This is a genomic window from Syntrophaceae bacterium, from assembly GCA_013177795.1.
In the GTDB taxonomy this organism is placed as follows: domain Bacteria; phylum Desulfobacterota; class Syntrophia; order Syntrophales; family UBA2192; genus UBA2192.
In genome coordinates, this window is record JABLXY010000001.1 from 970,807 (window position 1) to 994,083 (window position 23,277).

Sequence of the window (23,277 nt, forward strand, 5' to 3'; positions counted from 1 at the left end):
AAACCTCACCCGGAACCGCGGGGGGATCGACGAAGAAAACACGATTTGTTTTGAGCCGGAGGATACGTCGGTTTATTGTGCAATGCAATATCAATTAATAATCAGGTTATTATCAGTAAAATACTGTATATAAGCTGTAATGCATTGATTTTTTGCATCTGTTTAGATGCAATTTAATTCGCATTGCACAATTATATTGTAAAAAAACCGCATAAGTGCTCGTTATTTATCAACCGAATTCACCCTTGACACCCCTGCCGGCCCTCCCCTATACTCCCGCGGCTTGTTTCCAACGAACCGACCCCCTGTCTCGGAAAGAGAGCGCCGGCCCCGTGCAGAAGATCATGGTCATTTCCGACACCCACGACGATCGCGACGCAATGCGGGGCATCCTGCGATACCTGAGACAGGTACACGTGGATCGAATCATCCACCTCGGGGACTACTACGACGACGCCGACGTTCTGGAGCAGGCGGGCTATCCTCTCACGCGCGTCCCGGGCACCTGGGACACCGCTGATTACCCCGACCCCGGGGTGAGCAACCGCAAGTTCATCGAGGTTGCCGGCTGGCGGATCTTTCTCACCCACACGCCCGAGTCGCACTACAACGACCTGGCCGACGACATCAGGCCCGAGTCCGTCCTGGGCGGCGGGAAGGCCGACGTCTTCCTCTTCGGTCACACCCACATCACCGAGATCCGGCGCCGCAACGGCACCATCTGCATCAACCCCGGCCACATGAGCAGCGACGAGAGCCGGGGCTGTCCCCTGACGTTTGCCCTTCTGGAGATCGACCCCGAACAGCTCACGGTGAGCATCCTGCAGCTCCCCGGTCCCCACCCGCGCATCCGGAAGAGCTACCGAAAGAGCGACCTGCGTTAGTTCTTAGGGCCCCCTGCGCCGGGAACGATCCAGCCCCACTTCGCGAAGATCCGGCCTCCCTCCGGCGAGAGCAGGAAATCGGCGAACCTGCGCGCCCACGGTCCCTGCTTCCCCTTCTCGGTCAGGGCGATGCCGCAGTCGCGGTAAATCACGTAATCGGGCCCCATGGAGACCAGATCGGAGATTTTCGGATCGGCGACGTGCCAGATGTTCCAGATCAGCCAGGCGTCGATCTCGGGTTTCTCCAGCCAGGCCTTCTTGGCCTCGGCGCTGTTGGCGGCATGGATCACGATGTTCTTTCGAAAGGCCCGGACGGTCTCCATGTTTCCCTGCCGGCCCGCCACGTCCTCCCAGAGTGCCGTCTGCCCTGCGCCCTGGACAACGAGGACCTTCATGCCCGGCTTGAGCAGATCGGTGAAGTGGCGGATTGCCTTCGGATTCCCGGGCCGCACGAGGATGGCCGAAGGCCTCAGATAGAGCGGGGTGACCGTCGAGGCATCGAGCCGCCCCTCCATGAGGGAGAGGAAATCCGTCATCATGTACTCGGAGCCGCTGTAGATCAGGTCGGCATCGGCCTTCGCCTTCGACAGCCACTGGCCCGTCGGACCCGCCGTGACCTCGACGCGGATGTTGTTTGCCTTGCCGAAGACCTCGGCAGCCTCCTTCATGGCCGGCGCAGGTCCGCCCGGACCGTATAGATAGAGGACCTCCCCGGCCGCAGAGGGCATCGCCGGCATGACAAGCAGGCACAGGGAAACGGTGAGAACGATTGCACGAAAACGCATGGCGGGCCTCCTTTCGTCGTCAGCAAAACGGTTTCGTGAGCTTCCAGTCCTTGCGTTACGCCCCGGGGTCGCGGTTCGGGCCGCAGAGGGCGTCGTTGGAGTCGATGCACTCACCCGGCGAGTTCATCCAGCGGTCTTTCCAGGCGCGGGTGTCGCGCTCCACGTCCCCCGTGAGGGGATTTCTGTAATCGTTTTCGTCCATGAGCGTCAGGCGCCGGTCCGTCTGGATTTCCTTGCGGGTACGGTCGCGGCGGGCCGCGATCCTGCGGCCGATGCGGTTCATGTCCACGAGCACCCAGCGGGCCGTGCCGGCCCGCCGGCCCTGACCCTTCATCTCTCCCGCCGCCCGCCTGCGCGCGCATGGCCGTCGTGAGGTCGCAGGACCGGGACTCGCCGGGCTTCAACGAGCACCGCGTAGAGAAGCCCGCAGCAGCGCGCAGCGCCCCCGGCATCATCGGCGACGACGAAGCCCGCGTGGAAGGCCATGGACCGCAGACCCGCCCGCGCGACGGGTCGACCCGGCAGATCCAGCCTTTCAACACAAGCACTGTGAAGGCGCTCTCCATCGGCTCGGCAACCCGGCGAAAGACGGCGGTTGATGGCACCCTTCGGCAGCTGCAATCGGGACGAGACGGAGACCCGGGAAGAGCGGGACGAACGAAAAGGACACTGCCAGCCATGTGGAGCCCCTCCTTGTGCACATGGGACACCGAGAAACCGTTACGGGCAGGGCTCTTGGCTCATGCTCGCAAATGTTACCACAAAGGGCGGGCGAACACACGGGCCGAATGAACGGGGCGGCCTTCGCTTTATCGTTGACATTTCATCTGGATTTCTTTAGCCATTTCTCATGGGCACCGTGTTTTGTCCCGCGGTGCCGAATCCGGCCTGTCTCCACAGAGCGCACCCATGGGCACCGAGTCCCGACGCCGTTTTTTGAAGACGTGCCTCTGCCTCGCCCTGGCCGGGTGCGGCTATCCGATCTTCGCGCTTTGCCAGGGATGCAACGACGGGAAGCGGGCCCCGGGGCCCGGCCCGCGCGACCGCGGGGCGGCTGCCGCTTCCGCCGCCGGGGCGGATTTCGAGCCCGCCTACCTGGCACTGCACCGAAGCGGCGAACTGAAGAAGCGCGGCGAGGCCCTGTGGGCGAGGATGCGCCGGTGCGACCTCTGTCCCCGGGAATGCGGGGCGAAACGGCTCGAGGGGCAGAAGGGGGTTTGCGGATCGGACGCGAAGCTCTTCGTTTCCTCCCACCATGCCCATTTCGGCGAGGAGGCACCCCTCGTCGGCCGCTGGGGGTCGGGAACCGTCTTCCTGACGAACTGTGCGCTGCGCTGCGTCTTCTGCATCAACTGGGAGATCAGCCAGGGGGGCCGCGGCCGGGGCACGACCATCGACGAACTTGCGTCCATGATGCTCGCCCTCCAGGACGAGGGCTGCCACAACATCAACCTCGTCACCCCCACCCACTACTCGCCGCACATTCTTCTTGCCGCGGATCGCGCCGCCGCCGGGGGCCTTCGCCTACCTCTCGTCTGGAACACCTGCGGCTGGGAGAAACTGGAGATCCTCAAGACACTCGACGGCGTCGTCGACATCTATCTTCCCGACTTCAAGTACGCCGACGCCGCCATGGCCGAGAAATACTCCGCGGGCGCGGCCACCTACCCGGACATCACGAAGGCTGCGCTCATCGAGATGAACCGGCAGGTAGGCGTGGCCAAACCCGCGAAAGACGGCCTGCTCTACAGGGGCGTGATCATCCGCCATCTCGTCATGCCGAACCGCGTGGCGGGGACGAAACAGGTCGTCGAGTGGATCGCCGCCAACCTGCCGAAGGACACCTACGTCAACCTGATGTCCCAGTACACGCCGGCCTACAAGGCCCACGATTACCCGGAGATCGCGCGGCGCATCACCCGAGGGGAGTACGAGGAGGCCGTGGCCTGGGCCCGCGCCGCAGGGCTCACCAACCTCGAACTCCAGGGGATGCGTTTTCTGTAGGCCGTTCCGCTGTCATCACAGGTAGCCGTCACGGAAGCGGCATCACCGGGCCGGAGGGATGAAGCCATGAAGAAGATCGCAATCTGCTCGATGCTTGCCATGCTGCTCCTCGTGTGCGGCTGCGGGGCAGCCCTCGTTTTCGTGTCGGACCGCGACGGTCACGACCAGATCTACAGCATGGCCGACAACGGGTTCAATCAGCGAAACCTGTCCAACAACGACGCCTACGAGCATTCCCCGGACCTCTCCCCCGACGGCACGAAGATCGTCTTTTCGTCCTTCCGGAACCCACCCGGGGAGAACATCTACATCATGGATCTCGACGGGCGCAACGTCCGGCAGGTGACGACCGGCACCGGGCAGAGGGCCCGGCCGAGGTGGGCGCCCAACGGCCTCATCGCCTTCGCCTACCCCGCCTACACGGGAAAAGCCCGGATCTGGACAATCCGCAGCGACGGGACCGGGCTTGCTGCCGTGACGAGTCCCGGTCCGGACGAGTCCGACGACAGCGGGCACGATTTCTACGATGCGGGCAGGATGATCGTCTTTTCGCGCTGGGACCGTGCGACGCAGAGACGCGATCTCTACGCGGTGAAATCCGACGGCACCAGGGCAGCGCAGCGGATCACGAACACGCCCGACGTCAGCGAAGTGGACCCCGTGGTCTCCCACGACGGGCGCCTTCTGGCGTATCGCGCCTACTCCCACAGCGGGGGACGGGACTCGATCCGCATCGTCAGCACGGGAACCTGGGCCCCCGTCCGGGAGATCACGCTCCAGCCGCCCGCGGACATCAACATCTCGGGGCTGTCGTTCCGGGCCGACGACCAGGGGCTGTACGTCTCCGTCCAGGCATCCGGCATCCCCGGGACGGACATCGGCCGGAAGCAGGAAATCTTTTCGATCGGGCTCGACGGCCAAAACCAGCGGCGGCTGACGAACAACGAATGGAGGGACACGTCGCCCGCCGCCATCGCGCCGACACGGCAGGGCGGGATCATCCCCGTCCTGTTCGTCCACGGCCACAGCGGGGGAAAGGACGCGGCCTGGGAGAACCCCGGGAGTGCGGGGACGACGTCGTTCAAGGCCGCCCTGGAGGCGAACCCGACCCTGCCGATCCGGCCCGTCTACCTGTCGCTGCCCCTCCACGGGAGCAGCCACCCGGAGAATTTCGGGCGCAGTATCGCCGATGACGCCACGGACATCCTCGCCGCCATCGAGGGGGGCAACGATTCGAACGGGCGGCCGCAGACGGGGATCCTGAACGACCCGGCCTACGGGGGCGCGACGAAGGTGGCCCTCGTCGGCTACAGCCAGGGGGCGATCAGCAGCCGGTACTACCTGAAGAATCTCATGGGAAGCCGGAAAAACGGCGCCATCACGGTCTCCGAGTTCGTCGCCCTCGCCGCGCCGACCCACGGCGTCGGCGGCTCCCTGTCCTGCGGCAATGAAAACGAGCCGGACCGCTCGACGCGCCAGCTCTGCGGCGGGATGACGGCCACCGCGGTGAGCCAGTTGTTCCCCTGCGGTTCCTGCCCCTCTCCGCTCGCCCCCTTCACGACGAACTTGGCGGGAGACCAGTCCTTCCTGAACGACCTGAACGGGCACGACTTCCGGATGAACTGCAACGAGTCGGCCATTCCCGCCCCGGCGCTCGAAGCGCCCCGCAGCAGGCCGGGCGTGCCGGACGGTGTGCTGTACGTGAACCTCTACGCCGCGGGGAACGCGGATCTCGTCGTGGGCGGGCACACCCAGTCCCTCGACTGCCTCGGCCGCCGCCTGGCCCGCAATCACGCGCCGGACGTTTTCAACATGGAGATCACCGGCGTGCCGGCGGAAACCCACAGCAACTTCCCCCACCACTGGCCGACGATCTGTGTCACGCTCCAGACGATCGTCAACCATCAGGCCCCGGCGAGCCAGGCCGACGCCTGCCGGGGGCTGGCACAGCCCTGACGGAGCGCACAGCCCCGCCATGGCACGCTGCCCCGGCCCTTGCAAAAAAAAGGGAGGCATCCGGCGGTGCCTCCCTTCGCTTTTCCCTGCCGTGACGCCGGCGGCGTCAACCCGCCGGGTGCCGCGCCTTCAGGTGACCGGCATGAGATTTCAGTCCTGGGTTACCTTGTATCCCAGTTCTTCTATGGCACAGGTCAGATCGCTGTCGCAGACCTTGGGATTCTCCCATTCAACCCTGACCTTTTTCGTGGCGGGATCGATCTTGACATTCTTGACTCCTTCAAAGGAGTTGAGTTTCTTCATAATGATGTTCACGCAGGACTTGCAGTCCATGTCCTTCACACTGAATTCGATATTCTGCATCGTTCGCACCTCCTGAGATTTGATCATTTTCAGCACATGCAATCTTTATAACAAATATCCTGTAGATTGCAATCATTCGAATCTGGATATCCGCTGAGAAAATGCAAAGCCGGACACGAGGGGAAAGTGGGGACCCGAAGGCAAACGGCCCCTCGCAGGGCATCCCCGGCTGTTCCGGCACGGCCTGCAGGGACGTGCCGGGCCGACGCCTCCCCGCATTGCACGGGACCGACGGCCATCGGCAGCCCGGTGCGGCGGGCCCCTGTGTCCCTCTTGCCTTGTTGGTGATGGGCTGTTATGGTTGGTTCAGCGACGGCAAAAAGGCGTTGAACGGCCTATGGTGATTCGTGCCCTCGAACTCTTCTGCGGTATCGGCGGTTTTGCGGCCGCCGCGGCGGGGACGAATCTCCGCATCGCGTGCGCCATCGACCAGAGCCCCGCAGCCCTCGAGGTCTATCGCCTGAATTTCCCCGGGCACGACGCCTGGCAGCTGAACCTGGAGAACGTGACGCTCGAGGAATTGCAGTCCGCCGAGGCCGATTTCTGGTGGCTCTCGCCGCCGTGCCAGCCCTACACGGTGCGAGGCGCCGGGCGCGACGCGGCGGACCCCCGTGCGCTGAGTTTCCGCCGGATTCTCGACGTGATGGCCCGGATGGGAGACGACGGGATGCCCCGGCACCTGGCGCTGGAAAACGTGGAGGGCTTCGCACGCTCGGAGATGAGAGCGAGGCTGGTCAGCCTTCTTTCGGCGCGGGGGTACTCGATTCAGGAGTGCATGCTCTGCCCGACGGAGCTGGGCGTGCCGATGCGCCGCCCGAGGTACTACTGCATGGCTTCCCGCGGGCCCCTGGAGCCGCCGACCCTCGTCGTGGACATGCCCCTGACCCCTCTCGGGGTCTACCTCAACGGCGACGGCGTCGACGGGCTCCTCCTGGCCGGCGACGTGGTGGAGAGATTCGGCAAGGGCTTCCGCATTCTCGACCCGAAGGACCCGCAGGCCTACACGACCTGCTTCACCTCGGGGTACGGACGATCCCTCATGTACGCGGGCTCCTACCTGCGATGCGAGAGAGGCGTGCGGCGGTTCGCGCCGGAAGAGATTGCCCGGCTCCTGCACTTCCCGGATGGGTTCCGTTTCCCGGACCGCATGACGCTGCGGAAGAAATGGCATCTCCTGGGCAACAGCCTCTCCGTCGCCGCCGTTCGCAAGGTCCTTGAAGCCTTCCCGGGGCTCGTGGCATGACTCCCGAGACCGTACCCGATGACAGAGGTGTCTGCATGAGAAACATCGCCGTGTGGTTCGAGATCCCCGTGAGGGACATGGAGCGGGCGAGGCTCTTCTACAGCAACGTCCTGGGCTACGACTTGCCCCTGCAGGACCTCGGGGGGGTCCTCATGGCCTTCTTCCCCATGGCGGGACACGGCAACAGCGGCGCCCTGGTCCGCGGCGACGGCTACGAGCCCAGCGCGCGGGGCACCGTCGTGTACCTCAACGCCGGCGAGGACCTCGCCGAATCCCTCGAGCGGGTGGAACCGGCCGGAGGGAAGGTGATCGTATCCAAGACGAAGATCACCGACGAGTACGGCCACTTCGCCCTCTTCCAGGACACGGAAGGGAATCTCGTGGGGCTCCACTCGATGCGGTAAAGCATACAGAGGGGCTCCCCCCGGGCGCTTCCGGGTCTTCCGGTCACGGCCCGGGGTTGCGCACCGTGCCGCCGACGATCAATGCCCGTGGGCGGCCTCGGCCTCCTCGAACGTCTTGTGCACGGTCCCGGCAGGGTGCTCCGGCGGGGCGTAGATCACATAGACCTTCAGCGGCTTGTCCCCCACGTTGATGATGTTGTGCCAGAAGCCCGCCGGGATGAAGATCGCCCAGTCCTTCGAAACTCTCTTGTCGAAGGTCATCCTGTCCTTGGCGGGGCCCATCACGACGCGGGCCCTGCCCTGTTCGACACGGATGAACTGATCGCCCGCCTCGTGCACCTCGAGCCCGATTTCCCCCTTGGGCTTGATGGACATGACCGTCATCTGCAGGTGCTTCCCCGTCCAATGGGCGGCCCGGAAGTTCACGTTCTTGACGGTCAGCTTGTCGATGTCGACGACCCACGGCTGGCCGCCGGCATCCCCGGTTCCCTCTTTCGCGCCTTCTGCAGCCGCGACAGGCACGGCGCAGAGCAAAAGAATCAAGACAACGAGTGCGGCTCTGTTCAACATCATCAACCTCCTTTGTTTTCCGGTTCTCGGGCGCGCTTGTCCCCAAACCCCGCGTGACGACCCCGTTTGGCAGGGCAGCGGACGCCAACGCACACATCACGCCTGCCGCGCCGATCCTCGAACACTCACGGGTCGCGGCACGACCTCCGCAGGCAGGCCCATCCGGGACCGATTCCGGCCTTTTACAGGTTCTTGATCTCGGTGATCATGCGGTCGAACTGCTCGACGTCGACCACGGGCGACGTGGTGAAGGTGATCCCCGTCAGCATGTTGAGCGCGACGGATGCTGCCAGGGCCTTCTCCGTCGAGGGGAAATGCAGGGTGAAGACGAGATCGTGCTCGCCCAGCACGGCGTACATGGATATGACCTTCCCGCCGTGCTGCCCGATGATTTCGACCGCTTTCTTCGTTCGTTCCGGGGAAACGCCCTTCAGGGCCTCCGCGTTGTACTTCCCGAACATCATGAACACCGGCATGTGACTCCCTCCCTTGTGCAGACGGAAACCGCCATCGTCATGGACCCGTTCCCCCGGAAAAGCCGGGCAACGGTGTGCCCGACTGTTTCAGGAGGATCGGGCCCAAACAGACCCCGCAGGCCGACGGGCTGGACCAACACGCATGCTTCGTTTCTGCCACTATAAGAAATGGGGCGGGACGTGTCAATCCCGCTGAAAGGGAGCGGCGCGGGGCATGGTGCGCGAAGGCCGCGGGGATTTCTTCCCGCGGCCTTCTCCGCCTTGGTTTTCCTTGCCTTTCGCCTGTCCCTACGGATTCATCTCGTAGACGTCCTTCAGCGCATAGACGTGGTTGGCGAGCACCCGCTCGTATCGCCCCTCGTCCACAGCGGGCTTTCGGATCATCTGCATGCAGAGCCCCATCTGCTTTTCCGTGCTCGAGGGCTTGTGGTAGAGCTGCAGGGCGTACTTCGAGAAGTCGCGCACCATGAAGTCGAAGATCTGGTCCAGGAGGTCCCTGTCCACGCCGTAGATCTTCGCGTTCTCCAGGATGAGCTGCCCGTAGACGACGCAGGTGAAGAGCTCGCCCAGGATGAGCAGGAAGTCGATGTCCTTCTGCTGCTCCGGCGTGGGGGTCGCCGTGGCGAGGAAGGCCTTGAAGAGCTTGATCTGCTCCTTGAAGATCGCCAGGTTCGGCAGGTCGTAGGCGTCGTAGGCCGGCTTGTAGTCGTGGAACTGGATCTTGCTGAGGCCCTTTGCCGGCCCCTGCTCCCAGAAGAAGGTGTCGTCGGCGGGGTCGTTGCGCCGCGGGATCTCGGGGAACGTTCCGGGGTTGAAGAAGTAGTTGGCCATGAACTTCACGATGAGGGCCATGTTCACGTGGGCCGTCCCCTCGAGCTTGGGCAGCGCGCGGATGTGGCGCGTGGCCATCTCGAAGTAGGTGTCCTTCTCGAAGCCCTTGGCGGCGATGACGTCCCACAGCAGGTTGATGACCTCCTCGCCCTGCATGGTGACCTTCATCTTCACCATGGGGTTGTAGAGCAGGTAGCGGCGGTCCTGGGCCGAGGCGGAGCGGAAGTAGTCGATGGCCCGCAGGGCGAACAGGCGCATGGCCGCGAGGCGCGTATAGGCATCGACGAAGAGCTGCTTGACTTGGGAGAACTCCGTGACGGCCTTGCCGTACAGGATGCGGTGCGAGGCGTGGTTGATGGCCTCGTAGAAGGAGTGGGTGCAGATCCCGATGGTGGCCCACCCCAGGTTGAACTTGCCCACGTTGACCGTGTTGAGGGAGGCGTCCCAGGCCTCTTGGCCGCGCTCGAGGATCTCGTCCTCGCGGATCGGGTAGTCGTGCAGGTTGAACTGGGCCACGTACATCTGGCTCGCCACGACGTTGCGCACGAGCTCGAACCTCTCGTGGTGCGAGTCGACGGGGAAGAAGACGTACTCGCCCGTCCCCGCGATCTTGCCGAAGGTCGAGACGATGACGGCCTGGTTGGCGTTGCCGATGTAGTACTTGTCGCCCTCGGCAAGGTAGGTGCCGTCGGGCTGGGGCTTGAGCAGCATGTCCGTGGAGTAGATGTCGGCGCCGTGCTCCCGCTCGGAGAGGCCGAATCCGAAGATCCGCCCATACTGCAGGTGCCGGGCGGTCTTCTTCTTCATCTCCTCGTTGCGGCTCATCCAGATGGGGCCGAGCCCCAGGATCGAGACCTGCCAGGCATACCAGTACGACAGGCTGTAGAAGGCGAGGATCTCGTTGAACTCGCAATTGCGCCACGTGTCCCAGCGGCAGTCGGCGTCGCCGTACTTCGAGGGCGTCAGCAGCGTGGCGAAGATCCTGTTGTCCTTGATGAACTGGATGAAGTCATCGTACCAGACGCACCACTGGTCGTCCGCCTTGATCCGCTGCTTGCCCTTGCGCTCGAAGAAGTCGATCGTCTTGCGCATGATCTCCTTCGATTTCTCGCAGGGGTAGTCGCTCGCGTATTTCTTCGGATTGAACAGCATGGAATCCCCCTCCTTTGATCGTTAAGCATTTGTTATGCAATGATTTTTGACGAAAAAGCCACAATGGAACTGACCGCCGGTCAGCATTTTGTCCCCCTTCTACACTATTTTCACCGCCTTTGCAACGGATCCCTCCGTCCCTGCCCTTGTATCTCTGCCCCGATCGGTGTACCATCGGCGAAAACTGAAAAGGAGGGGACCATGAAAGGACTATTGCTGCTCTTCGCTCTCGTCGCCGCGGGCCTGTCTCCCGGGGCCGCCGGGGCCTTCGAGGTGGATGTCATCCCCACCTCGGCGGGCGACCTGGAGATCACCTTCATCGGTCACGGGACCCTCATGCTGCGCCATGGCGGGAAGGTCATCCACGTGGATCCGTGGACGCAGCTGGCCGATTACGGGAAGCTGCCGAAGGCCGACCTCATCCTGGTCACCCACGAGCACCGGGACCACCTGGACATCAAGGCCATCGAGACGGTCAGGAAGAATGGCACGGAGATCGTCGCCTCGGAAGCGGCGGCGAAGCAGATCAAGGGTGCCTCAGTCCTGAAGAACGGCGCTTCGGGGACATGGCTGGGCGTCCCTGTCGAGGCGGTCCCCGCCTACAACCTCGTCCACATGCGAAGCCCGGGCGTTCCCTACCACCCGAAGGGAACCGGCAACGGATACATCATCCGCTTCGCCGACAAGCGGGTCTATGTCGCCGGCGACACGGAGAACACGCCGGAAATGAAGGCTCTCCGGGACATCGACGTGGCCTTCCTTCCCGTGAATCTGCCCTACACGATGACGCCCGAGATGGCGGCCGACGCGGCAAAGGCCTTCCGGCCGAAGGTCCTTTACCCCTATCACCACGGCGAGACCGACCTGCGGAGGCTCGTGGAGCTGCTGCAGGGAGAAAAGGGGATCGAGGTCAGGATCCGCAAGATGCAGTGAGCCGAGCGCCGGGGTTCATGCACCAGGCTCCAGGATTCCTGCACTGTCCTGTTGCCTGAGGCCTGTCGCTTGCTGCTCGTTCCGATCCCCCCGCATGCCCGGTCACGATAACAGAAGATTCCGGATGGACGGCAGTTTCCGGACAAACAACCCTTGGGAGGAATGCCGATGATCTACGTGATTGCGACGATCGAGCTGAGCCCCGGCGGCAAGGAGAAATACCTGGCGGAGCTCAAGCGGGTCATGCCCCTGGTGCACAAGGAGAAGGGCTGCCTCGAGTACGGGCCCACGGTGGACGTGCCCACGGGCATCCCGATCCAGCCGGCGCCGCGCGAAAATACGGTGACCCTGATCGAGCGGTGGGAAAGCGTGGATGCACTGAAGCTCCACCTCACGCAGCCGCATTTCCTGGAGTACCGCGAGCGGGTCAAGGACGTGATGAAGAGCGTCTCGATCCAGGTGCTGACGCCTGCATAAAGAGAGAAGTCGAGAGGCGGAGAAGGCAAGAAGCTCGGGGCAACCGCAGGCGTGCGAATAGCCTCCGGCTCATCCAACCTTCTCACCCTCTTCCCTTCGCATACACTGTCTCATGCTGAAGACGCGCCCCGGCCCACAGACCCGCTAAAAATGAAAATTGAGGCCGAAGGTGACGGCGTGCGTCCGGTAATCCACGTCGATCAGGGTGAAGTCCGGTTTCGTGCCGAAGTACCGGTAGGCCAGGTCCGCCGAGAGGTTCGGCGCCAGCTCGACGTTCACGCCCGCCAGGAGCTGCCAGGCAAATCCCGTTTCCGTCTCCTCGGCCACGTACACGGTGCCGCCCACGGATTCCGTGTTTCGGATGTTCATCGACGAGGCCCCGATGCCGGCTCCGACGTAGGGATGGACCTTCCCCTCGGGGTAGCGCAGGATCAGGTTCACGAGGACATTGTTCAGGCGCACATCGCCCGATTCTCTCACCCCGCCGATGACTTGGGGCGGGATATTCTGCTCGAACATGTAGTTCCACTCGAGCTCGACGGCCAGGGCCCGCGCCTGGGGCAGGATGTAGCCGAACTTGACCCCCATCATCCCGCTCTCGTCCAGGGCAAGGTCGGCCGAGGCCCCCGTCGCCCTCGACGTCCACGTCATGTCCTCGGGGGCGACATAGCCGCCGAAGACCCCGAGATAAAACGGGCTCGTCGTCTGGAAGGGCTGGGCGTGTGCCGAGCCGGAAAGAGCGAGGATGCCCGTCAGCAAAACGGCAAGATACACCGCGACCCGGGTTCTCATGGATCATCCCTCCTGGCAAGAAATTCACATCCTGCGGTTTAAAAACGATGCGGCCCGGAGGCGGTTGACACGACAGCCCGGTGAACGGGAAGGAAAAGGCAGGGAGGGCTCCCTGCCTTCCTTGCTGCGGGCCGCCGCTTCCGGCACCCGTCATTTCTTGCCGAACAGCGAGCCCAGGACGCCGCGAATGATCTGCCGGCCGATCTGGCTTCCGATGGCGTGCGCCGCGCTCTTGGCCAGGGCCCCCACGAGGACCTCCGTTCCGGACTTGGCCTCCTTTCTGGCGGGGGCGGCTGGGGCCTCGGCGGCGGCCTTCTCCGCCCTGGCCGTAAGCTTCTCGTAGGCCGATTCCCGGTCGACGGTCTTCTCGTACGTCCCGTACAGAACGGATGCCCTGACGATGCCCGCGATCTCGTTGGGCTGCAGGGGGGTGAGACTGCTGCGCGGGGGCACGATCCAGGCCCGCTCAACCATGGTGGGGACCCCCTTCTCGTCCTGCATGGACACGAGGGCCTCGCCCACGCCGAGCTCCAGGATGGCTTTCGTCGTGTCGAGCCTGGGATTGGCCCGGAAGGTCTCGGCTGCGGCCTTCACGGCCTTCTGGTCCCGCGGCGTGTAGGCCCGCAGGGCGTGCTGGACGCGGTTTCCGAGCTGTCCCAGGACGGTGTCGGGGATGTCCAGAGGGTTCTGCGTGATGAAGTAGACCCCGACCCCCTTGGATCGGATGAGACGCACGACCTGCTCGATCTTGTCCTGGAGAACCTTCGGGATGTCCTCGAAGAGCAGGTGCGCCTCGTCGAAGAAGAAGACGAGCTTGGGCTTCGGCGGATCGCCCACCTCGGGGAGCCGCTCGAAGAGCTCCGACAGAAGCCACAGCAGGAAGGTGGCGTAGACCCTGGGTGACTGCATCAGCCGGTCGGCGACCAGGATGTTGATCATGCCCCTGCCCTTCGCGTCGGCCTGCATGAGGTCGTTGATGTCGAGGGCGGGCTCGCCGAAGAACCTGTCGCCGCCCTGCTCCCCGATGACGAGGAGGTTGCGCTGGATCGCCCCGATGCTGGCCGAGGAGATGTTGCCGTACTGGACCTTGAACTGGCTCGCGTTGTCGCCCACGTACTGGGCCATGGCGCGCAAGTCCTTGAAGTCGAGCAGGAGAAGACCGTTGTCGTCGGCGATCTTGAAAACGATGTTGAGCACGCCGGCCTGGGTCTCGTTGAGGTTGAGAATCCGGGAGAGAAGCAGCGGGCCCATTTCGGAGACGGTCGTGCGGACGGGGTGACCCCTCTCGGCAAAGACGTCCCAGAAGGCAACGGGGTATCCCTCGTAGGCAAACCCGTCGAGTTTCAGGTCCCTGACCCGGTCGGCGATCTTGGGGTTGTCCCCGCCGGGCTTCGCGAGACCCGACAGGTCCCCCTTCACGTCGGCCATGAAGACGGGCACACCCATGTTGCTGAACTGCTCGGCCAGCACCCGCAGGGTGACCGTTTTCCCGGTGCCCGTGGCCCCGGCGATCAGGCCGTGGCGGTTGGCCATCTTCGGGTAAAGGTATATCTCGTCCGTTGCCTTGGCGACAAGGATGGGGGGCGGTTGCGAAGCCATGAGACCTCCCGTGCGGTCGGAATGGGTTGGCAGGAATGGGACGGCGGCCCGCCCTGGGGCGGGCCGCGCATACCCGGGCAAGGCTGCGTTGCCGTTTACTTCTTTGCGGGGGGCTTCTCGGCGGGTTTCTTCTCGGGTGCCTTCTTCTCCTCCTTGACGTCGATGCTCGCGGCGGTCATCGTGTACTCGATGGTGACCTTCGAGCCGACCTTCGGGTCACCCTTGATCTTCGTGTCCTTCGTCGTGGCGATCTCCCACTTTTCCTTTCCCTTCTGGACCACGATCACGCCGTCCTTCTTCTCGAGGACGGGACCGGTGACCTGGTAGGTCTTGGGGCCGGCGGCCATGGCGACGGTGACGGACAGGAACACGATCGCAAGGGCAATGACGATGCGCTTCATAGGATCCCTCCTTGTGTGTGGTGTGCTGTTACTATAGATGACGGCGGGGAAATGTCAAGAAAGTCCTTGGGACAGGTAGCGTATCATATCTTGTGTCAGAGACAGGAAAGGGGTACCCCCAAGATTGCGACATCCCATAAGGAGGTACCCCATGAGGACAGTTGGTTTGCCGATCAAGAGTTTGTCACAAGCGCACCGGATAATCAAGGAGATGAACCTGTCGCCGGAGTGGGATGCGGATTACCGCTCTGCGGCCCGTCAGGCCCTGGTCGGGATCTTGGAAGACCAGTGAACGACCGGCTGGACCGCTATCTCGACGAGGTGGGCCGCTCGCTGGCGGACCGGCGCAACGGCAGCTACTGCCGTCACCTGCTCACCGAGCTGGGGGATATCGAGCTGCGGGTGCCCCGGAGCCGCAAGACCAGCATGATCGGGGTGGTCCGGGCCTACGCCCGCCGCATCGGCTGCGTGGAGCGGATGATCCTGGCGTGCTTTGTCCTCGGGATCTCCACCCGCAAGATCGCCCACGCCCTGATGCCGGTTCTGGGCGAGCCCGTCAGCGCCACGACGGTGAGCCGGGTGGCCCGGAGGCTCGATGCGGCCGTGAGCGCCTTCCACAGACGGCCGCTGCGCCGAGCCTACCGGTTCCTGCTGTTCGACGGGGTGGTGCTCAAGCGCAGAACCGGAGCCGGGGCCTCCACGCGCGTCGTCCTGGTGGTCCTGGGGGTGACGGCCCAGGGCCGCAAGGAGATCATCGACTTCCGGATCGCCCACGCCGAGTCACAGAGCGCCTGGGAGGTCTTCCTCACGGATCTGTATCGACGGGGACTCACGGGCGAGGGGCTCGAGATGATCATCACCGACGGGGGCCGGGGCCTGCTGGCCGCCCTGCCCTTTGTCTATCCGCAGGTGCCCCTGCAGCGCTGCTGGGTGCATAAAACCCGCAACGTCCTCAACTACGCCCGCAAGAGCGACCAGGCCGCCATGAAGAAGGACCTGCACGCCATCAGCCATGCCGCCTCTCTGCGCGAGGCCCAAGCCGTCCTGCAGCGCTTCTGCCGCATCTGGCGCCCGCTCTATCCCAAGGCCGTCAAGAGCCTCATGAGCCACGAGGAAGAACTCCTGGCGTTCTTCCGGCTGCCCCATCCCAAGCTCTGGCCCACGATCCGGACCACCAACCTCATCGAACGCAGATTCCGCGAGGTCCGCAGGAGAACCCGCCCATGGGCGTCTTCTCCGATCGAACCAGCATGGAGAGAATCCTCTATGCCATCTTTACCCATGAGAACCTGAAAGAAAAAACCATGACCCCTTTCCTCGTCATGACACATAACACTTGACGTTACCCTTGGGACAAACGAAGCCGCCCCCGGGGGTTCTGCCCCGGGTGCGCGGAGGCGGGTCGGCTCACCACCAGACCAGGCGGCTCTTTTTCTTGAAGAGCGCCTTGATGGCGTGATTTGCGTTGACGGCACTGAAGGTATACGCGGAGACGGCGCCGACGCTGACCCCGTCGACCTGCACGGACGAGACCGCGTAGCCGGTTTTCGGCGTGATGGTGTACGTCTTGCTGCCGCCGCCAGCGACGGTCGAGGTGCCCAACGGCGAGATGGTGCCGCCCGGGCCCGCCGACGAGGTAATGGTGAAGGGCCCCGCGGTGCCGGACTGGGTCACCGTCAAGACCTGTTCCCCGACGGAGAGGGTCGCCGTCCTCGATGCGCTTGCCGTATTGGCTGCGACGGCGAAGGAAACCGACCCCGGGCCGGTCCCGCTCGCCCCTGCCGTCACGGTCAGCCAGGAAGCGCCGCTCACCGCGCTCCAGCTGCACGCCGAGGCGGTCGAGACGGATACGCTCCCCGTCCCGCCTTCAGGGCCGAAGCTCTGGCTGCCCGTGGAGAGGGAGAAGCTGCAGGCCGCGGGAACGCTGTAGACGACCTCGGCGGAGTAATCGCTCTCCGACCCCGTTGCATTGTAGGCCTTGGCGGCGAAGTAATAGGTCCTGCCCGGCTCGAGGCCCCCCATGACGCAGCGGGTCCAGTTGCCCACGTCGACGGTGCCCGAATAATTCCGGCTGGCCGTCCCGCTGTAGACCTTGTAGCCCGCGAGATCGGGCTCCGCGTTCGGGTCCCAGGCCAAGGTGACCTCGGCGGCCCCGGCCGGAATGCCGGACAGCAGGATCGCGGCGAAGACGAGGATGACAATGAGTCGAACGGAAAGGGGAAGAGAAGCGTTTCTGCCGATCATGGCCGGAGACACCTCCATGCGGTTTTTCACCCGAGGCGTCCCGCACGGTGTGCGCCGATGACGCCTGGCAGCCCTGCCACCCTATCCGGCGTTTCTGCGGACGTAGGTCAGCGGCTTTGCGTCCCGCCCTTTCGGACGGTTTGCCCTTCACAGGCTTCCTGCGGAAAGAACAGGAGGGGGTCTTTTCAGACCTCGGAATCGGCAGTTCGAGGCAAAACCTTTAGCCCGGAATCGAACCCTTGAACAAACGCCCGGGCTGTACTATGGTTGCGGCCACGCGGGGCGGCCCGCAGCCGGGGCGCGGCACGCCGTCGCGGCGCAACCGGGGGCGGGGAAGGCCCGTTCCCCGAGAGGGGTCTCGAGGGGATCGCCGGGCCAAGAGGAAAGGGAGGAGAGCCGCCATGGCCCTGCACGTCGAACAGTTCCGATACGGGCGCGACAACCTGGGGTATCTCATCTTCGGCCGGTCCGAGGCCATGGCCGTCGACGGGGGGGCCTGGCGGGAGATCCTCGATTTCACGGACCGTTATCACCTGGCGCTGCGCTACGTGACCCACACCCACCGCCACCACGACCATCTGGAGGGCAGCGAGGAACTCCTCGAAAAATCGGGGGCCCGCCTCCTGCTGTTCCAGGACCTGCAGGACGGTTCCATCATCACCCTTGACGGGGAACCCGTCCATGTGTATCGTACGCCCGGCCATTCAATCGACTCGGTCTGTTTCCATGCGGGACGATACCTGCTCTCGGGCGACACGCTCTTCACCGGGACGATCGGCAATTGCTTCTCGGGCGACCTCCGGGCCTTCTACGAATCCGTGCGGAGGCTCATGGCCCTCCCGGAAGACACGGTGATCTTTCCCGGGCACGATTACAGGGCGCTGGCCGTTGCCTTTGCACGCAGCCTGGAGCCCGCCAACAGGGACCTCGATGCCTACATGGACGGCCATGAACCCGATTGCGTCCGCTCCCTGCTCCAGGAAGAATTGAAGGTGAACCCCTACCTGCGGTTCAACGACCCGGCCATCGTCGGCATTCTCAGGGACAGGGGGCTTCCCGTCGGCACGGAGTGGGAGCGGTGGCAATCGCTCATGGCGATCGAGGAGTGATGCGCCGCGCGGTATCAGGCTCGAGGAAGGCACGGGGAGCGCAGAACGTCCAACCCATGCATTTGACGCTGCTTCGAAGGATTCAACTCCTCCTGGCCGGGCTGGCGGTCGGTCTGCTGGCAGCTGCATCCGCCTCGGCCGGGGGTTACGAGGCCATCGAAATCGTGCCCACGCGGCCCGGCGTGACAGTGCGGCTGCTGGTAATGAAGGCCATCGCAAAGCCGTCCACGGCCCTGCTTCTCTTCCCGGGCGCGGACGGCGCGAAGCACTTCGGGGAAAGAGACGGCCGGTTCTGGGTCAGCAACAATTTCCTCTTGCGTGCCGCCCGCGATCTTGCTGCAGCGGGCTTCATGGTGGTGACCCTGGATGCCCCCTCGGACCAGAGCTCCGGCATGACGGACCGGTTCCGGACTTCGCCCGAGCATGCGGAAGACGTGCGCAAAGTCATCGCCCACCTGAAGGAGAGGCACCGCATCTCCTCCCTGTACCTCGTGGGCACGAGCAAGGGCACCCTCTCCGCCGCCTACCTGGCAGCCGTGTTCGACGAGCCGGCGATCAGCGGCGTGATCCTGACGGCTGTCTACCGCCCTTCGGAATGCGCGGGCATCGACTTCTCGGACATCGACGACCCCGTCCTCATCATCCATCACCTCTACGACGAGTGCCGTGTCACGCCCGTTCAGGGCGCCTTCGAGCTGAAGAAGAGACTTACGGAAAGCCCGCAGGTCGACGTGGTCATCGTGACCGGCGGCAGCCTTGCCGCCTCCGGCCCTTGCAACGCCCTGAGCAGCCACGGTTTCTACGGGGTGGAAAAGCCCGTGATCCAGGTCATCCGGGACTGGATCGCCGGCAAGGCCGTCCCGGAACGGATCGGCAGATAAGACCCTCCTTTTCCCCCTTGTTCAGAGGGGGAGGCAGGGGACTCCTCCGGACCGGGAATACCGTTCCCGGTCCCGGCTCCTCGACCCTGTGCCTTATTTCAATGTGAGCTTGTAGGACTTGACCCGCAGGACCGGGTGATAGGACCTCTTCATCGCGGCGAGGTTGGGCAGGCTCATGTCGCTTTCCTTGTTGATGTACCGGCATCCCGCGAAGAGCCGCCTTGCGCACTCCCTGTCGAGAAACTGGTAGAGCCCCTTGACATCGGAGAATGCCTTTTCGTAGCTCAGAATGCCCGTGTCCCCGTTGAGACGGGCGGCGATGCCGAAGGCGCTCACCCTGCCGTCCAGGCGGACCAGGATCCCCCTGAGACCGAGGGCATCGAGATGCTCCAGGGACGTGATCACGGCCCGCCGCTCGCAGGCCAGATCGGTGTCCCCGTCGACATCGCAGTCCCGCTGCGCGCACCAGGCCTCGAGGAAGGCGAGGCACTCCGGGACGCTTTCCCTCGTGATCGGCTCCACGAGGGCCCGGCTGCCGTTTCGCATGAATTCCCGCTCGAACTGGTGGATGAGGTTTCGCTTGCGCACGAACCGGTTGCCCCTCAACGCCGCGAGGTCCTCCGCCAGGTAGACGTAGTCCTCGAACTCCGCCTGCTCCTCGATGTGAAACACCGACTCCAGCCCCTGGCGGTGCCTCTCGACATAGTCGCCGCAGGCACACCAGTAGCGGTCAAAGCCGCTCTCCCGGGCAAGGGAGCGCAGGCGCTCGGGCGACGGGTCGCCCCCGGGGGATATCGGGAGGATCAGATGCCGGTCATCCGGCCGAAGCCGCGACTCGTTGGCGATCACGAGGAGATCGCCCGCAACGGCGTAATGCGTCTCGAAGACGCAGTCGCCCCAGGCGATGAGCGACGGCAGACTGTAGACGCTCAGGCGGTAGGGCATCGGGTCGAAATACGGCTCGAGCGACCGGTAATCGGCTATTTGCAGCTTCTTGAAATTCATGGGTCCTTCTTCAGCATGACGATGCAGCCCGGCAGCTCCGTGAACCCGGCCCTCCGGTAGAAATCGTGCGTCCCCGCCTCGGCCCCGAGACCGATCCATTCGATGCCGTCCTGCCGGAGACGGTGCACCAGCTCCTCCACGATCCGGCGCCCGATCCCCCGGCCCCGGAACGAGGGTTCCACGACGACATCCTGGATATAGGCATCGCTGACCCTGTCGCTGAGGGCCCTTCCCATCCCGATGACCCGCCCTTCCGCCTCGGCGACGACGAAGCAGTGGCTGCCCCGGATGATGGCCTCGGCCGTTTCGCGGTCCCTGCCCGACGTCGGGCCCCACCAGCCCTGCAAGAGATAAAGCGCCAGCACGTCCCCGACCTGCCCGGGGGTCGGCTCCGCTAGGCATGCGTAATGGACTTGGACGGCGCGCGTTGGCATATTAAAGATCATGACCTCCCGATGTCAAGAGCAGGCGCCGCCGGACAGAAGACCTGCGCCCTCTTTCTCTCCCTTTTCATGGACCCCGATGCCACCTGCCCGGGCTCATCCTACCGTCCCGTCGCTGCGCAGCTTCCCGATCTCCTCGGCGCTATAGCCCAGGGAGGAGAGGATCTCGTCCGTGTGTTCCCCGTGCACCGGGGCGAAACGCCTCACCTGCCCCGGGGTTTCGGAGAGCTTCGGCAGGATCCCGACCTGCTTCACCCTGCCCAGTTTCGGGTGCTCGAGTTCGATCACCATTTTCCGGTGGACCACCTGGGGATCGCTGAAGACCTCACCGATGTCGTAGACCTTCCCGACGGGAATGTCCTGCCGCGACAGCAGGTCGAACCACTCGTCGCGCGTCTTCGACAGAAACACCTTCTCGAGCCCGGCGCGGATCTCGAGCATCTTTGCGTCGGGGGCCCGGAATGTCATGTCCATGGACCACTTGGCCGGCATGTACTCCTCCTTGCCGATGGCCTTGCACAGGTTGTCCCAGAAATGCGGCTCCAGGCAGCCGATGCTGAGGTATTTGCCGTCCCGGGTTTCGTAGACGGCGTAGTGCGGGTAGGCCCCCATGGCCCACGACTCGCCGCGCCGCATCACGGTGCCGTCCATGAAGAACCGGTGGGTGAACCACGTGATGAGATGGATGGCCCCTTCCATGTAGGTGTGGTCGATGTATTGGCCCTTGCCCGTTTTCCCCCGGGCCATGAGGGCCAGGAGGATCCCGACGGCCCCGTAGAGCGACACGCCGGCGAAGTCGGCGATGATGTTGAGCGGGACGGACGGGGGACCGTCCTTCGGCCCGATGAGGCCGAGGACGCCGGCCAGTGAAATGTAGTTGATGTCGTGACCCGAGAACAGGCGGTAAGGACCGTCCTGACCGTAGCCCGAAAGCGAGCAGTAGACGATGCGCGGGTTGATTTCGCTGATCGCCCTGTAATCGACGCCGAGACGCTCCACGACGCCCGGCCGGTAGCCCTCGATGACCACGTCGGCCTCCTGAGCCATCCGGTGGAAGATCCTCCGCCCCTCGTCGGACCGGAGATTGAGGCCGATGCACTTCTTGTTGCGGTTGAGCGCGAAGTAGGCGGCCTCCCTCTCCTTGTCCTTTCCGCCCGGCGAGTACCCCATGTCCGCCATCGGGAAGGCCTTGGCCGGCTCCACCTTGATGACCTCGGCGCCGAAATCGCCCAGGATCATGGTGCAGAGCGCACCGGGGACATAATTCGACAGGTCGAGAACCTTGATGCCTTCGAGCGCCAGCATAACCCCCTCCTTTCATCGGGCTTTGACCGCCTCTCCTTCAAACCCTTTTGCCTCTGCCTGGGAGCCGCCTTGCGCCTCCGTGCGTTCACCTCCTGCCGTGCCACGGCGGGCGGAGGGCATAAAAAACCCCCGCATCACTCAGGATACCGGGGGATTGCCGTTCCGCACATGCCCTTCACCCTCAGCGGCAGACAGAAGTGACCGCCGACGGCCCCCCCGACCCTGTACGGCCGGTCGACGGGGGGCCCTGACAGACCCGCTCGAGACCCGGCGACTCTATATCACGGATCGGCAGGCCGCGCCACAGAAACCGTTCAACGGGGGTGACAGCTGCCAAGGACTTGATATCACATGCAAAGCGAGTGCTTGAATTCATGTTGGTTTTCTGGTATGAGCACCGTGCACCAAAACCAACGGTTCTCTTTGCGGACGGGCCGATCGACGTTCCCCATCGACGGCAAGGGAGAGAGGAAAGAGGACGAGATGCAGTCCCGTGGTCACACGGAACGGGAAATCTGCGGACACTGTGGGAAAAGGGTTTCGTTCATCAGATGCACCGGATGTGAGATACAACTCTGCCAGGAGTGTGCCTGCTTCGAGCTGGTTGGTTCAGGCACCGGCACGGTCATACCGGTCTACTACTGCCTTCAGTGCGTCAAGGATGACAGGATAAACCCCAACGCAGTCTTTTACGGGATCAAGTAGCAACCCCTGGGCCGGGACACCTGTCGCTTGCGCAGATACCCGGGGTGCACCCGGTGTCGTGCGTCCGAGCCCGCCTGATTGCAGGACACTCCCGGCCCTGCGGTCATCTCGAATCGACGAAAAACTTCGCGATCAGAAACCCCGCCAGGATCATGACGACCGACAGGTCGGCACGGTCCAGGAGCCACAGCACGGAGGCCTTGACCGCCGGAGCCTCGTTGAGGAAGCTGAAACAGCTTGCGGGCAGATACTTCACGAGCACGACGGACGGGTACCTCGTCCACTCGTTGTGCTCGAACCACCCGTAGAGCTGGTAGGCGAACAGCAGCGTCCCGGAGAGGAAGACGAGGTTGGCCAGCCATGACAGCAGGGAAATCCGCCGCCCCCTCGCTTCTACCCTGACCGGGTGGGAATACTGGAATTTCCACGCGGAATGCCCGTTGTGCGGATCCATAGAAGACACCTCCTTTTTCACCCCGTCTCGACGGGCGAGACAGGTTGCCCTCCCATGGGTGCAAGCCCCCGATCCGCGCAGGACGCGCAGCACGATGCCGGGATTCGATTGCAAGGCGGCTCGGTCTGAAGGCTCCGTCAACCCTATCGGCTGCATGAGCCATTCTCTTGAGTCCTTTTTCGCCCGCGGCCACCCCAACGGCCCGGCAGGCCGGAGATACGCCACCGGGGTATGCCGGGAGCAGGAGCACAAAACGGGTTG

General features: G+C 64.0%; 25 protein-coding genes and 1 riboswitch. Of the genes, 11 read left to right on the forward strand and 14 right to left on the reverse strand.

Annotated features, from left to right (window positions below):
* Nucleotides 1-332: 332 nt before the first annotated feature.
* Complete coding sequence (locus HPY67_04540; GenBank protein ID NPV03982.1) at nucleotides 333-884, forward strand: YfcE family phosphodiesterase; 552 nt, start codon at nucleotides 333-335, stop codon at nucleotides 882-884.
* On the opposite strand, the gene HPY67_04545 is transcribed toward HPY67_04540, so the two are convergent.
* Both HPY67_04545 and HPY67_04550 read right to left on the reverse strand, forming a co-directional pair.
* Nucleotides 881-1,669, reverse strand: coding sequence for a solute-binding protein (locus HPY67_04545; protein ID NPV03983.1), 789 nt, complete (start codon nucleotides 1,667-1,669; stop codon nucleotides 881-883). The two genes, HPY67_04540 and HPY67_04545, sit on opposite strands and share 4 nt — an antisense overlap.
* A 55-nt stretch (nucleotides 1,670-1,724) precedes the next feature.
* Nucleotides 1,725-2,003 carry a hypothetical protein gene (locus HPY67_04550; protein ID NPV03984.1) on the reverse strand — a complete coding sequence of 93 codons (279 nt, stop codon included), beginning with the start codon at nucleotides 2,001-2,003 and terminating at the stop codon, nucleotides 1,725-1,727.
* A 761-nt stretch (nucleotides 2,004-2,764) separates the two neighbouring features.
* Here HPY67_04550 and HPY67_04555 point away from each other — a divergent pair.
* Together HPY67_04555 and HPY67_04560 are read left to right on the forward strand one after the other, a co-directional pair.
* Nucleotides 2,765-3,673: a radical SAM protein gene (locus HPY67_04555; protein ID NPV03985.1), complete on the forward strand. Its 909-nt coding sequence runs from the start codon at nucleotides 2,765-2,767 to the stop codon at nucleotides 3,671-3,673.
* A 66-nt stretch (nucleotides 3,674-3,739) separates the two neighbouring features.
* Nucleotides 3,740-5,629, forward strand: a complete 1,890-nt coding sequence (locus tag HPY67_04560) for an alpha/beta fold hydrolase (protein ID NPV03986.1) — start codon at nucleotides 3,740-3,742, stop codon at nucleotides 5,627-5,629.
* 150 nt (nucleotides 5,630-5,779) lie between these two features.
* On the opposite strand, the gene HPY67_04565 is transcribed toward HPY67_04560, so the two are convergent.
* Nucleotides 5,780-5,992, reverse strand: a complete 213-nt coding sequence (locus HPY67_04565) for a heavy-metal-associated domain-containing protein (GenBank protein ID NPV03987.1) — start codon at nucleotides 5,990-5,992, stop codon at nucleotides 5,780-5,782.
* A 343-nt stretch (nucleotides 5,993-6,335) separates the two neighbouring features.
* Here HPY67_04565 and HPY67_04570 point away from each other — a divergent pair, with 343 nt between their 5' ends.
* Both HPY67_04570 and HPY67_04575 read left to right on the forward strand, forming a co-directional pair.
* Nucleotides 6,336-7,235 carry a DNA methyltransferase gene (locus HPY67_04570; protein NPV03988.1) on the forward strand — a complete coding sequence of 300 codons (900 nt, stop codon included), beginning with the start codon at nucleotides 6,336-6,338 and terminating at the stop codon, nucleotides 7,233-7,235.
* 35 nt (nucleotides 7,236-7,270) lie between these two features.
* Nucleotides 7,271-7,639: a VOC family protein gene (locus HPY67_04575; GenBank protein NPV03989.1), complete on the forward strand. Its 369-nt coding sequence runs from the start codon at nucleotides 7,271-7,273 to the stop codon at nucleotides 7,637-7,639.
* Nucleotides 7,640-7,717: 78 nt separating this feature from the next.
* On the opposite strand, the gene HPY67_04580 is transcribed toward HPY67_04575, so the two are convergent.
* The 3 genes from HPY67_04580 to HPY67_04590 form a co-directional block, all read right to left on the reverse strand.
* Nucleotides 7,718-8,209, reverse strand: a complete 492-nt coding sequence (locus tag HPY67_04580; protein NPV03990.1) for a cupin domain-containing protein — start codon at nucleotides 8,207-8,209, stop codon at nucleotides 7,718-7,720.
* Between the two features lie 182 nt (nucleotides 8,210-8,391).
* A complete protein-coding gene (locus HPY67_04585) occupies nucleotides 8,392-8,685 on the reverse strand; it encodes a GYD domain-containing protein (GenBank protein ID NPV03991.1) in 294 nt (97 codons plus the stop codon).
* A 288-nt stretch (nucleotides 8,686-8,973) separates the two neighbouring features.
* Nucleotides 8,974-10,608 carry an acyl-CoA dehydrogenase gene (locus HPY67_04590; protein ID NPV03992.1) on the reverse strand — a complete coding sequence of 545 codons (1,635 nt, stop codon included), beginning with the start codon at nucleotides 10,606-10,608 and terminating at the stop codon, nucleotides 8,974-8,976.
* A gap of 261 nt (nucleotides 10,609-10,869) precedes the next feature.
* Here HPY67_04590 and HPY67_04595 point away from each other — a divergent pair, with 261 nt between their 5' ends.
* On the forward strand, nucleotides 10,870-11,601 hold the full coding sequence (locus HPY67_04595) for an MBL fold metallo-hydrolase (protein NPV03993.1): 732 nt from the start codon (nucleotides 10,870-10,872) through the stop codon (nucleotides 11,599-11,601).
* A gap of 168 nt (nucleotides 11,602-11,769) precedes the next feature.
* Entirely contained in the window at nucleotides 11,770-12,078 is a 309-nt protein-coding gene (locus HPY67_04600) for an antibiotic biosynthesis monooxygenase (GenBank protein NPV03994.1), read from the forward strand.
* Between the two features lie 144 nt (nucleotides 12,079-12,222).
* Here HPY67_04600 and HPY67_04605 read toward each other — a convergent pair whose 3' ends face one another.
* From HPY67_04605 to HPY67_04615, 3 genes are all read right to left on the reverse strand, one after another.
* Nucleotides 12,223-12,870 (reverse strand): porin family protein, encoded by a 648-nt coding sequence (locus HPY67_04605; protein NPV03995.1) that lies wholly within the window; start codon nucleotides 12,868-12,870, stop codon nucleotides 12,223-12,225.
* 150 nt (nucleotides 12,871-13,020) lie between these two features.
* Nucleotides 13,021-14,469 (reverse strand): DUF853 domain-containing protein, encoded by a 1,449-nt coding sequence (locus HPY67_04610; GenBank protein ID NPV03996.1) that lies wholly within the window; start codon nucleotides 14,467-14,469, stop codon nucleotides 13,021-13,023.
* A 95-nt stretch (nucleotides 14,470-14,564) separates the two neighbouring features.
* Nucleotides 14,565-14,870: a hypothetical protein gene (locus tag HPY67_04615; GenBank protein NPV03997.1), complete on the reverse strand. Its 306-nt coding sequence runs from the start codon at nucleotides 14,868-14,870 to the stop codon at nucleotides 14,565-14,567.
* A 151-nt stretch (nucleotides 14,871-15,021) separates the two neighbouring features.
* On the opposite strand from HPY67_04615, the gene HPY67_04620 reads away from it, so the two are divergent.
* Nucleotides 15,022-15,162, forward strand: coding sequence for a hypothetical protein (locus tag HPY67_04620; protein NPV03998.1), 141 nt, complete (start codon nucleotides 15,022-15,024; stop codon nucleotides 15,160-15,162).
* Nucleotides 15,159-16,163, forward strand: coding sequence for an IS256 family transposase (locus HPY67_04625; protein ID NPV03999.1), 1,005 nt, complete (start codon nucleotides 15,159-15,161; stop codon nucleotides 16,161-16,163). The genes HPY67_04620 and HPY67_04625 overlap by 4 nt, the downstream gene beginning before the upstream one ends.
* A gap of 114 nt (nucleotides 16,164-16,277) precedes the next feature.
* Here HPY67_04625 and HPY67_04630 read toward each other — a convergent pair whose 3' ends face one another.
* Complete coding sequence (locus HPY67_04630; GenBank protein ID NPV04000.1) at nucleotides 16,278-17,114, reverse strand: hypothetical protein; 837 nt, start codon at nucleotides 17,112-17,114, stop codon at nucleotides 16,278-16,280.
* Between the two features lie 63 nt (nucleotides 17,115-17,177).
* Nucleotides 17,178-17,269: riboswitch (cyclic di-GMP riboswitch) on the reverse strand.
* 246 nt (nucleotides 17,270-17,515) lie between these two features.
* On the opposite strand from HPY67_04630, the gene HPY67_04635 reads away from it, so the two are divergent.
* Together HPY67_04635 and HPY67_04640 are read left to right on the forward strand one after the other, a co-directional pair.
* Nucleotides 17,516-18,223: an MBL fold metallo-hydrolase gene (locus tag HPY67_04635; GenBank protein NPV04001.1), complete on the forward strand. Its 708-nt coding sequence runs from the start codon at nucleotides 17,516-17,518 to the stop codon at nucleotides 18,221-18,223.
* Between the two features lie 56 nt (nucleotides 18,224-18,279).
* Nucleotides 18,280-19,104 (forward strand): hypothetical protein, encoded by an 825-nt coding sequence (locus HPY67_04640; GenBank protein NPV04002.1) that lies wholly within the window; start codon nucleotides 18,280-18,282, stop codon nucleotides 19,102-19,104.
* 93 nt (nucleotides 19,105-19,197) lie between these two features.
* Here HPY67_04640 and HPY67_04645 read toward each other — a convergent pair whose 3' ends face one another.
* From HPY67_04645 to HPY67_04660, 4 genes are all read right to left on the reverse strand, one after another.
* The gene (locus tag HPY67_04645; GenBank protein NPV04003.1) at nucleotides 19,198-20,109 is read right to left on the reverse strand and encodes a DUF2156 domain-containing protein; all 912 of its coding nucleotides are present in this window, start codon (nucleotides 20,107-20,109) and stop codon (nucleotides 19,198-19,200) included.
* Nucleotides 20,106-20,543: a GNAT family N-acetyltransferase gene (locus tag HPY67_04650; protein ID NPV04004.1), complete on the reverse strand. Its 438-nt coding sequence runs from the start codon at nucleotides 20,541-20,543 to the stop codon at nucleotides 20,106-20,108. Before HPY67_04650 ends, HPY67_04645 begins: the two co-directional genes overlap by 4 nt.
* A gap of 105 nt (nucleotides 20,544-20,648) precedes the next feature.
* Complete coding sequence (locus HPY67_04655) at nucleotides 20,649-21,857, reverse strand: CoA transferase (GenBank protein ID NPV04005.1); 1,209 nt, start codon at nucleotides 21,855-21,857, stop codon at nucleotides 20,649-20,651.
* Nucleotides 21,858-22,665: 808 nt separating this feature from the next.
* Entirely contained in the window at nucleotides 22,666-23,016 is a 351-nt protein-coding gene (locus tag HPY67_04660) for a hypothetical protein (GenBank protein ID NPV04006.1), read from the reverse strand.
* Nucleotides 23,017-23,277 lie beyond the last annotated feature (261 nt).